The organism is Acinetobacter sp. S4397-1, assembly GCF_024129285.1.
Lineage (GTDB): Bacteria > Pseudomonadota > Gammaproteobacteria > Pseudomonadales > Moraxellaceae > Acinetobacter > Acinetobacter lwoffii_C.
Window position 1 is genome coordinate 41,848 of record NZ_JAMXXZ010000019.1, and the last position, 9,224, is coordinate 51,071.

Consider the following 9,224-nt stretch of genomic DNA (forward strand, 5'->3'; position numbering starts at 1 on the left):
AGAGATTGAAAGAATAAAAGGGATAAAGTGAAGAACCAACCTCATGATTCTGATGCACTAAAGGAAACTGGATTTTTAGATACTTCCATCGAGTTCCTGATCCAGAATGATCCTGTATGGGTCCAGAAGCTGACAGATCTGGTTCAGAATGATCAGAAGAATCAGCCTCTAGATCCTCGCTTGGTCACTCTGATCCGTTTATGTATTGATGTGACCGCCACCCATTTGTATGCAGAAGGGGTAAAACAGCATGTTCAGGCTGCCTTGAAACTAGGGGTTACGCAAGCTGAAATTGTCGAAGTATTTAAACTCGCTAGTATTGTGGGGATTCATTCCTGCGCCTTAGGAATTCCCATTTTAGTTAAGGAATTGTCTTTAACCCGCATGCCAGAAAGCCAGGCTAAAAAAACATCTACTCCGGTATGCGATGAGATGCGTAAGAATGGAAGTTTTAATCCTGCATGGGAAACACTTTATTTATGGGATCCTGTCTATTTAGAAAATTTTTTAAACATGGCCACCGATGTTTGGCGTAGGGACATATTACCCCCGCTCTGGATTGAGCTTCTCTGCATAGCGGGTGATGCCAATATTACCCATCTGTGGAAACCCGGAATACAGCGCCATATTAAAGCTGCTCTTGCTTTAGGGGCGACCAAGGCACAAATTCTGGAAGTTTTTAAGATTGTAAGTTTGCAAGGACTGGAAACCTTTGAAGTCGGTGTCTCTTTATTGCAAGAGGTACTAAAAGAATATCCTGCAGCGCTCTAAAGCGAGATTTCTTAAATACAGGCGACATGCAGTTTAAACAGCGCATGAGGAAGCTTGTGTGCTGTTCATTTCGATGCTGTCTGCCTTGAATGCGAGGGGAGAATAACTGGGTATGGAAATAGCGGCCGCTTAAGCGGACTGGTTACCGAATAGTTTCAAATTCAAGGTTAACGGCCTTTCATTTAGGTTCTTCACAATTGTTGCAGCAGGATTCTCAAAAACAATCATATCTAAATGGAGATGGTATGGTGAATCAATCTATATATTTCAATAGGAAAGGAAGCAGCAGATCGCGCAAGCAATATATTGGAATAATGTCTGGTATTTTGGTTATTACGCCTCACACCAGTGCTGGCAGTTTTGAGCTAAATGAAAACTGGAAACTTTCAACCGAGACTTATTTAAGTTTAGGGGGAAGCTGGAGTACCCAGTCAGCAGACAGAAATTTACTGTATAAACCAGATGCAAACCATATTGGTAAAGCAGGCAATAGCCTGGATATTAATGCTGATGATGGTCGGATGAACTTCAGTAAAAATGATGCTATTTCTCAAATTATAAAAGGTTTTACCCAAGTCAAAGTAGACGGGAGACATCAGGGGGCTGTACTGAGTACAAAATACTGGTATGACCATGCTTATGAAACCGGACATGGCGATTTAAAAGCATTTGATGATTCTGCCTGGCCTCGCCTGGCCAAATTTAAAGGGATTGATCTGTGGGATGCTTATATCTGGAAAAACTTCACCTTTGATAATGATCAAGATTTAAATATCAAAATTGGCAAGCAAGCTTTAAATTGGGGCAAATCCCGTTTTCTATTAAATGGGCTTAATTCAGTCAATGCGTTTGACTTCGCGGCAATGAACAGTCCAGGAGGAGAATTTCGAGAAAACATTATTCCAGCTGAAATGTTCTCATTTTCTACCCAGCTTAATGCAAAACTAAAAGTAGAAGGATTTTATCAATTTAAGTTCAGGCCGACGGTGGCCGATGGCTGCGGAACTTTTTTTGAAGTTTCCGATGTATTACCTAAAAACTGTGGTCCTATGCTGATTGCCTCAGGAGACAAGTTGTCTGAAACGGCGCTAAACAATCAGACTTATATCCCAAGGACCAGTGACCGTATGCCTAAGGACAGTGGGCAATTTGGTTTGGCATTGAAACAAAATATTCCGGTTCTTAACAATGCTGAACTTGGAATTTATTACGCCAACTTTCACAATCGGATTGCAAATTTTGATGCGACCACTGTCAAAGGCTATGGCCCTGAAAACTTTGATACGGCTGCTTTTTTTGCAGTTTATCCAGAAAATATTGAAATGTATGGCTTAAGCTTGAGTACCACAGTTGGCGCGACTTCTATTTATAGTGAACTCAACCATAAGCCCAACCAGCCCTTACAGCTCAATGGCCCTGATATCGTCTATTTTCAAATTTTAGCCAAGGATACTCCTTTCACCGAACCGGGAGTATCACCGGAATTAAATCAATATATCAAAGGCTATGTCCGATTGCCTGTTACTCAATTTTCCATAGGTGCAAACCATACATTCCCTGATTTTTGGGGTGGGAAAGATTTAAAATGGACCGCAGAATTTGGTGCTAATCATATTGCAGATATTGCTAATCATCGTATCGGACGCAGTAGCGCATTTGGTCGAAGTGATTTATCGACGGGAGCTTATAATCCGCAAACCAAAGAGTTTCAATGTACTGCCTATGGAACAGCCCATTTACCCGATGAAGCTATTGATCGAATGAACGAGCGTTTTTGTAATAGTAAAGATGGATTTTTCAGTGAATGGTCGTTAGGGTATCGTTTAAAAGGTGCGTTAAATTATCCGGAGTTATTGCCTGCTACCGTTATTACTCCAAGTCTCATGTTTCGTCATGATATTCATGGGTATAGCCAAAATTTTCAGGAAGGGCAAATGGCCATGAGTGCCAGTGTATCGGCTACCTATCAGCAAAAATATACGGCGGAACTTGCCTATACCAACTTTTTTGGATCAAACGAGTTTAGTGTTTTAGATGACCGTGATTTTGCCTCTTTGGTATTCAAAATGAATTTTTGACGCAAGGGCTTAAAAAGATAAAGGCAAGGAGACCTGATCTATCCTGATGTTTGTCAACAGGATCGGCTGGGTTCACATTCAACAGATTAGCAAAATGAAAATAGCACTGAAACAGGCTAAGGATAAGCTGGTTTTCCTTCGGCAGTTCAGGAGGTCAAAGTAAATGATGGACAGTTTTATTCAAGAAAAATCTAATCCTATTGGCATACTTAATCTGATTGCCGATTATTTACAAGAGCAGGGCCATGATGCGCAAGCATTATTCGATCAGTTCGCTATTCAATTAGATGACTTGAAAAATAATTTGCTGCCCATTTCCCTGCAAACGCAAGGCCATATTTTTCAGGCTGTGGAAGAGTTAACGGGTTGTGACCATTTAGGGTTATTGATTGGGAAAAAAGCCCAGTTTTTAAATATCGGGCCTTTACGGTTTTTGGTGTTGAATGCCGCCAGTATGCGAGATGCCATGCAGAGCCTGTTTAATTACGGCAGCATGTGGTACCGCGGTCAAAAACTGGATTTGCAGGAAGATCAGGGGTATGCACGTATTTGTATGCATATTGATGGTGATATTCCAGGCAAGGAGCAATATCAAACTGCTTATTTGGTCGCGATGGTGTCTATTATTGAAATGATTTTAGGCAAATCTTGGCGGCCGTCTTTGGTACGTATTTCCTATGCAAAACCAAAGTGCGCGCATCTGTATGAAAAAGTGTTTGGCTGTCCGGTCTGGTTTGGGCAAATGCAGCATGAAATTTTGTTTCCACAAGAACAGCTGGATCAACAACGAGCAGGACATGACCGTCAGCTTGACCAGTTTTTACGTCAGCATTTATCGGAATTACAAAGCCGGGAAAGTCTGGATCTGATCAGCCAGATTTGTAAAATCATTGAAGAGCTTTTGCCGCACCGTAACTGTACCATTGAACGAGTGGCCGAGTATTTTTCCGTACACCGCTTTACGTTGTACCGCTATTTACATCGCGATCAGACCACATTTGAAGCGTTGCTGGAAAATACCCGTAAAAATCTGGCCTCCACTTTATTGAAAAACAAAAAGCTCATGATTATTGATGTGGCGAATCAAGTTGGTTATGACGATCAGGCCAATTTTACCCGGGCGTTTAAGCGTTGGTATGGAATAACGCCTGGACGTTGGCGGCGAATGCATGTCGCGACATAAACATTTTTCTGTCATGGCGCGATAGCTGAATCCATGAGCAAACCATCTTCCATTTCACCCTTCATTGCTAAAAATGAAGGGTGAATTTTATCTGCATTTTTTTTAAACCTGTCGTTATTTATCAAAGGATCAAGAGTGGAATTGGGGGGCTGACGGGTTTAAAGCAAAAAAACGGCTTCAGTTTTATAAATAAGCTTCATTTGTTTTAATTATATTGAATAAATACAATGACATAGTTAATATTTAAATATTTTGTCTCATTGTGACGAAATGACAAAAATACAAAACCAAATGACAAAAACAAAATAAAAAAAGCGAGTAATTTAAGGGGCAATTCCCGTGTGAAAATACTCGACGGATGTAAAAACTACTCTAAAAAATTAGTGAATAAGGAAGTTTTTAGATGATCGGAAATATGATGTTTCAGCCGCTGCTGATTAGCAGCCTCATCGAGCATGCCGCAACCTATCATGCTGATACGGCGATTATCTCAAAGAATACGGATGGCACGATGACCCATACCAACTGGGGTCAGGTTGCACAAAATGCAAAGCGTTTTGCCAATGTGTTGGAATCTTTCGATTTGGTGATTAGCGATCGCGTGGCCACTATTGCCTGGAATAATCATCGCCATCTGGAAACCTGGTATGGCATTTCAGGTAGTGGATTGGTCTGTCATACCATCAACCCTCGACTATTTCCAGAACAGCTCAGCTATATCGTAAATGATGCAAATGATAAGGTTCTGATTTTTGATAAAACATTTATTAATTTAGTGTTATCTATTAAAGATTCCATTCCATGTGTTGAACACTTTATTTGTCTGGACGCCTTTGATGATGAAATTCAAAAAGCTTTACCAAATGTTTATTTTTATGATGATTTAATCCGCGCCCAGTCAGATCAGTTGGAGTGGCCAGAACTGGAAGAATCTAAAGCCAGTTCATTGTGTTATACCTCGGGGACCACAGGTCATCCTAAGGGTGTCTTATACACGCATCGCTCTACTGTTTTACATAGCTATGCTGCGAGCTTGCCAGATTCATTTAATTTCTCGGCGCTTGACCGCATCTTGCCAGTGGTGCCGATGTTCCATGTTAATGCCTGGGGTACTCCATATTCTGCTGCGATGGTGGGATGCAGTCTGGTTCTACCGGGTCCGATGCTGGATGGTGCGAGTCTGGTGCAGTTAATTGATAAATATAAAGTCACGAATGCTTTAGGTGTACCGACCATCTGGCAGGGCCTGTTGACGGCAGCCTATCAGGCTGGCAGTAAACTGGAAAGTCTGGTGCGTAATATTGTTGGTGGCGCGGCATGTCCTCCATCTATGCTGAAAGCGTTTAAAGACGATTTTCAATGTGAAACGATTCACGCTTGGGGCATGACAGAAACCAGCCCGCTGGGTGTGGTGAACCAGCTTAAATCCAAGCATTTAGATAGCGATGAGGCCGAGCAGACCGCAATCCGGTACGCTCAGGGGCGACCACCTTATGGTGTGAGCCTGCGCCTGTGTCATGAAGAGAAAGGAGTTGAGCAATCTGCACGTGATGGTCACACGCCGGGGCATCTGCAAATTAAAGGTCACTGGATTGTTGAGTCTTATTTTAATCAATTTGATCAAGCCTTAACTGCGGATGGCTGGTTCGATACAGGCGATATTGCCACGCTCGATCAAGATGGCTATATGCAGATTAGTGATCGTTCTAAAGACCTGATCAAATCCGGAGGCGAGTGGATTTCATCGGTTGAGCTGGAAAATATTGCCATCGCACATCCGGAGCTGGATAGCGTCGCGGTGATTGCGGCGACCCATCCTAAATGGGATGAACGGCCTATTTTAATTGCAAAAAGATCACAGCATAGTCAATTAACAGAAAGTGAAGTGCTGGATTTTTATACCAATAAAATTGCGAAATGGCAGATTCCAGACAAAGTGATTTTTGTAGATTCAATCCCTGTAGGTGGGACAGGAAAAATCCTGAAAAAAGACTTACGTGAGCTATATGGTTCTGTGCTATTGGAAGCCATTCCGGTCTAAATTTTTAATCGGATTAATCAGGAAAATATAATCACTATTAAGGTGTTTAGAAATAAAGGAAAGAGCCATGAATTAAGCTGTTCATCATCTTGCTGGACTTTCTCAAGCTCATCAAATTAATAGTGTTTAAAATCAAATCTTTTCAGTACGAAAGATTATTGCAAGTAGGTATATAGGCTGTTTTCTAAATAAAAACGACATGCTGTAATACGTTTCATTTGGATAAGTAGTTGATTTGAAAGTATATAAACTTCAGCCTGATTAATCTGAGCAACTTTTGAAATATACGCGCTTGACTGAAGAAGCACCGGAAAATACCAATATTTTAAATGTGTAACTGCATGAGTTAATCGTGAACCTGGCGAATTAATCATGGATCGGTAGATCAATCCGTCTTAGAAAAATATTGAGTACATACTGTCACAAGGACAAGGAGAATATAACAATGGCTAAACAAACTGCGGGTCAGCTATTTCGCGATGCAGTCGCCCAAGAGCAGCCCTTACAAGTGGTCGGAACCATTAATGCCAATCATGCACTTTTAGCAAAACGTGCCGGTTATAAAGCAATTTACTTATCAGGTGGTGGTGTAGCAGCCGGTTCTCTGGGATTGCCTGATTTGGGCATCAGTAACCTTGATGATGTTTTGACCGATGTACGCCGTATTACCGATGTCTGTGATCTGCCATTACTGGTAGATGCCGACACAGGTTTTGGATCTTCTGCCTTTAACATTGCCCGTACAGTGAAATCGCTCATCAAGTATGGTGCCGGTGCAATGCACATTGAAGATCAGGTCGGTGCCAAACGTTGTGGTCACCGTCCGAACAAAGCCATTGTGACTCAAGCAGAAATGGTTGACCGTATTAAAGCTGCGGTAGATGCCCGCAGCGATGATAGCTTTGTGATTATGGCACGTACCGACGCCTTGGCGGTTGACGGTTTACAGGCAGCCATTGACCGTGCGGGTGCCTACATTGAAGCAGGTGCTGATATGCTGTTCCCTGAAGCAATTACCGAGCTTGAGATGTACAAGCAATTTGCACAGAAAACTGGTGCGCCGATTTTGGCAAACATTACCGAATTTGGTTCTACACCACTGTTTACGACTGAAGAGTTGGCATCTGCCGATGTAAGCCTGGCGCTTTATCCACTTTCGGCTTTCCGTGCCATGAATAAAGCTGCTGAAACCGTGTATGAAACCCTGCGTAAAGAGGGCACTCAAAAAAACGTAGTAGACATTATGCAAACGCGTAAAGAGTTATATGAACGTATTAATTACTACGCATTTGAAGACTATCTGGACAATGCATTTGCCAAAACCAAATAAACAGTAAACACGGCGGATGTTGCCGTGTGCTACAAAAAATTAAACAGACAGGAATAAATAGGAAAGGACGATCTTATGAGCTCATATGAACCAGCCACAGGCTTCAAACCAAAAAAATCAGTTGCACTTAGCGGGCAGGTTGCAGGCAATACAGCCCTTTGTACCGTAGGGCGTAGCGGCAATGACTTGCATTACCGTGGCTATGACATTCTTGATCTTGCAGCAGGAAGCGAGTTTGAAGAAGTGGCTTACCTGCTTGTCCATGGCAAATTACCGAATAAAGCCGAACTCAAAGCCTATAAAGCCAAATTAAAAGCACTGCGTGGTTTACCGGTCGCACTTAAAACCGCCCTTGAGCAATTACCACCATCTGCACACCCGATGGATGTAATGCGTACGGGGGTGTCAGTTTTGGGTTGTTTAACACCAGAACATGAAGATCATAACAAAGCGGGCGCCAAAGATATTGCCGATAAATTAATGGCAAGTTTGGGCTCAATTTTGTTGTATTGGTATCACTTCAGCAACAACGGTCGTCGTATTGAAGTTGAAACTGATGATGAATCCATTGCCGCACATTTCTTACATTTGCTGCATGGCGAAAAACCATCTGAAGAATGGATTCAGGCCATGCATACCTCATTAATTTTGTATGCTGAGCATGAGTTCAACGCATCTACATTTACTTCACGTGTGGTTGCAGGTACAGGTTCTGATATGTACTCGGCAATTACCGGCGGTATTGGTGCGCTGCGCGGACCTAAGCATGGGGGTGCAAATGAAGTGGCATTTGTGATTCAACAACGTTATGAAAATGCAGATGAAGCAGAAGCAGATATTCGTAAACGTGTTGAAAATAAAGAAGTGATTATTGGTTTTGGTCACCCGGTATATACGATTTCTGACCCACGGAATGAAGTGATCAAGAAAGTGGCCCATGATTTGGCAGAAGCACAAGAAAATACCAAGATGTACTTAATCGCTGAGCGTTTGGAAGCAGTGATGAAAGAAGTAAAAAACATGTTCCCGAACCTCGACTGGTTTAGTGCAGTGAGCTATCACTTAATGGGTGTTCCGACTGCAATGTTTACGCCATTGTTTGTGATTGCCCGTACAGCAGGCTGGTCAGCGCACGTGATCGAACAGCGTCAAGATGGAAAAATTATCCGTCCAAGCGCGAACTACACAGGTCCTGAAAACCTTCAGTTTAAACCATTGGCGGAGCGTGGTTAATGAACAAAAAATATCGTAAACCGCTGCAAGGCACCCCGCTGGAATATTATGACGTGCGCCAGGCTGTGGAAGATATCCAGCCAGGCGCCTATGCCAAACTTCCCTATACCTCCAAAGTACTGGCCGAGCAGCTGGTGCGCCGCTGTGATCCCGCAATTCTTGAACAGTCATTAAAAGAACTGATTTACCGTAAACAGGATCACGATTTCCCTTGGTATCCCGCCCGCGTGGTCTGTCATGACATTCTCGGTCAAACTGCACTGGTTGACCTTGCCGGTTTGCGCGATGCCATTGCCGAGCAGGGCGGCGATCCATCCAAAGTCAATCCGGTGGTACCAACGCAATTGATCGTTGATCACTCTTTAGCGGTGGAATATGGCGGTTTTGACCCGGATGCTTTTGAAAAAAACCGGGCCATTGAAGACCGTCGTAATGAAGACCGTTTCCATTTTATTGAGTGGACCAAAACCGCGTTTGAAAATGTCGATGTGATTCCAGCCGGTAACGGCATCATGCACCAGATCAATCTGGAGAAAATGTCTCCAGTCATTCAAAACCGTGATGGCGTGGCATTCCCGGATACTTGTG

Annotated in this window: 7 protein-coding genes; all 7 read left to right on the plus strand. The window is 42.8% G+C overall.

Features of this window, described 5'->3' with window-relative positions:
• The first annotated feature begins 27 nt into the window (after positions 1-27).
• Positions 28-771 carry a carboxymuconolactone decarboxylase family protein gene (locus tag NI467_RS10140; RefSeq protein ID WP_253152761.1) on the plus strand — a complete coding sequence of 248 codons (744 nt, stop codon included), beginning with the start codon at positions 28-30 and terminating at the stop codon, positions 769-771.
• A gap of 245 nt (positions 772-1,016) precedes the next feature.
• Positions 1,017-2,849: a DUF1302 domain-containing protein gene (locus NI467_RS10145; RefSeq protein ID WP_253152762.1), complete on the plus strand. Its 1,833-nt coding sequence runs from the start codon at positions 1,017-1,019 to the stop codon at positions 2,847-2,849.
• A 163-nt stretch (positions 2,850-3,012) separates the two neighbouring features.
• A complete protein-coding gene (locus tag NI467_RS10150) occupies positions 3,013-4,032 on the plus strand; it encodes an AraC family transcriptional regulator (RefSeq protein ID WP_151207831.1) in 1,020 nt (339 codons plus the stop codon).
• A 403-nt stretch (positions 4,033-4,435) separates the two neighbouring features.
• Entirely contained in the window at positions 4,436-6,073 is a 1,638-nt protein-coding gene (locus NI467_RS10155) for a long-chain-fatty-acid--CoA ligase (protein ID WP_253152764.1), read from the plus strand.
• A 445-nt stretch (positions 6,074-6,518) separates the two neighbouring features.
• Positions 6,519-7,403, plus strand: a complete 885-nt coding sequence (gene prpB / locus NI467_RS10160) for a methylisocitrate lyase (RefSeq protein WP_151207835.1) — start codon at positions 6,519-6,521, stop codon at positions 7,401-7,403.
• Positions 7,404-7,478: 75 nt separating this feature from the next.
• On the plus strand, positions 7,479-8,636 hold the full coding sequence (prpC, locus tag NI467_RS10165; protein ID WP_253152766.1) for a 2-methylcitrate synthase: 1,158 nt from the start codon (positions 7,479-7,481) through the stop codon (positions 8,634-8,636).
• Positions 8,636-9,224, plus strand: a 589-nt coding sequence (locus NI467_RS10170) for an aconitase family protein (RefSeq protein WP_253152767.1), incomplete at its 3' end; no start/stop codon positions are given. The genes prpC and NI467_RS10170, both read left to right, overlap by 1 nt.

Coding starts and splice junctions, on each gene's coding strand:
- NI467_RS10145 (WP_253152762.1), top strand. CDS start 1,017: ATGGTGAATCAATCTATATATTTCAATAGGAAAGGAAGCAGCAGATCG.
- NI467_RS10150 (WP_151207831.1), top strand. CDS start 3,013: ATGATGGACAGTTTTATTCAAGAAAAATCTAATCCTATTGGCATACTT.
- NI467_RS10155 (WP_253152764.1), top strand. CDS start 4,436: ATGATCGGAAATATGATGTTTCAGCCGCTGCTGATTAGCAGCCTCATC.
- prpB (WP_151207835.1), top strand. CDS start 6,519: ATGGCTAAACAAACTGCGGGTCAGCTATTTCGCGATGCAGTCGCCCAA.
- prpC (WP_253152766.1), top strand. CDS start 7,479: ATGAGCTCATATGAACCAGCCACAGGCTTCAAACCAAAAAAATCAGTT.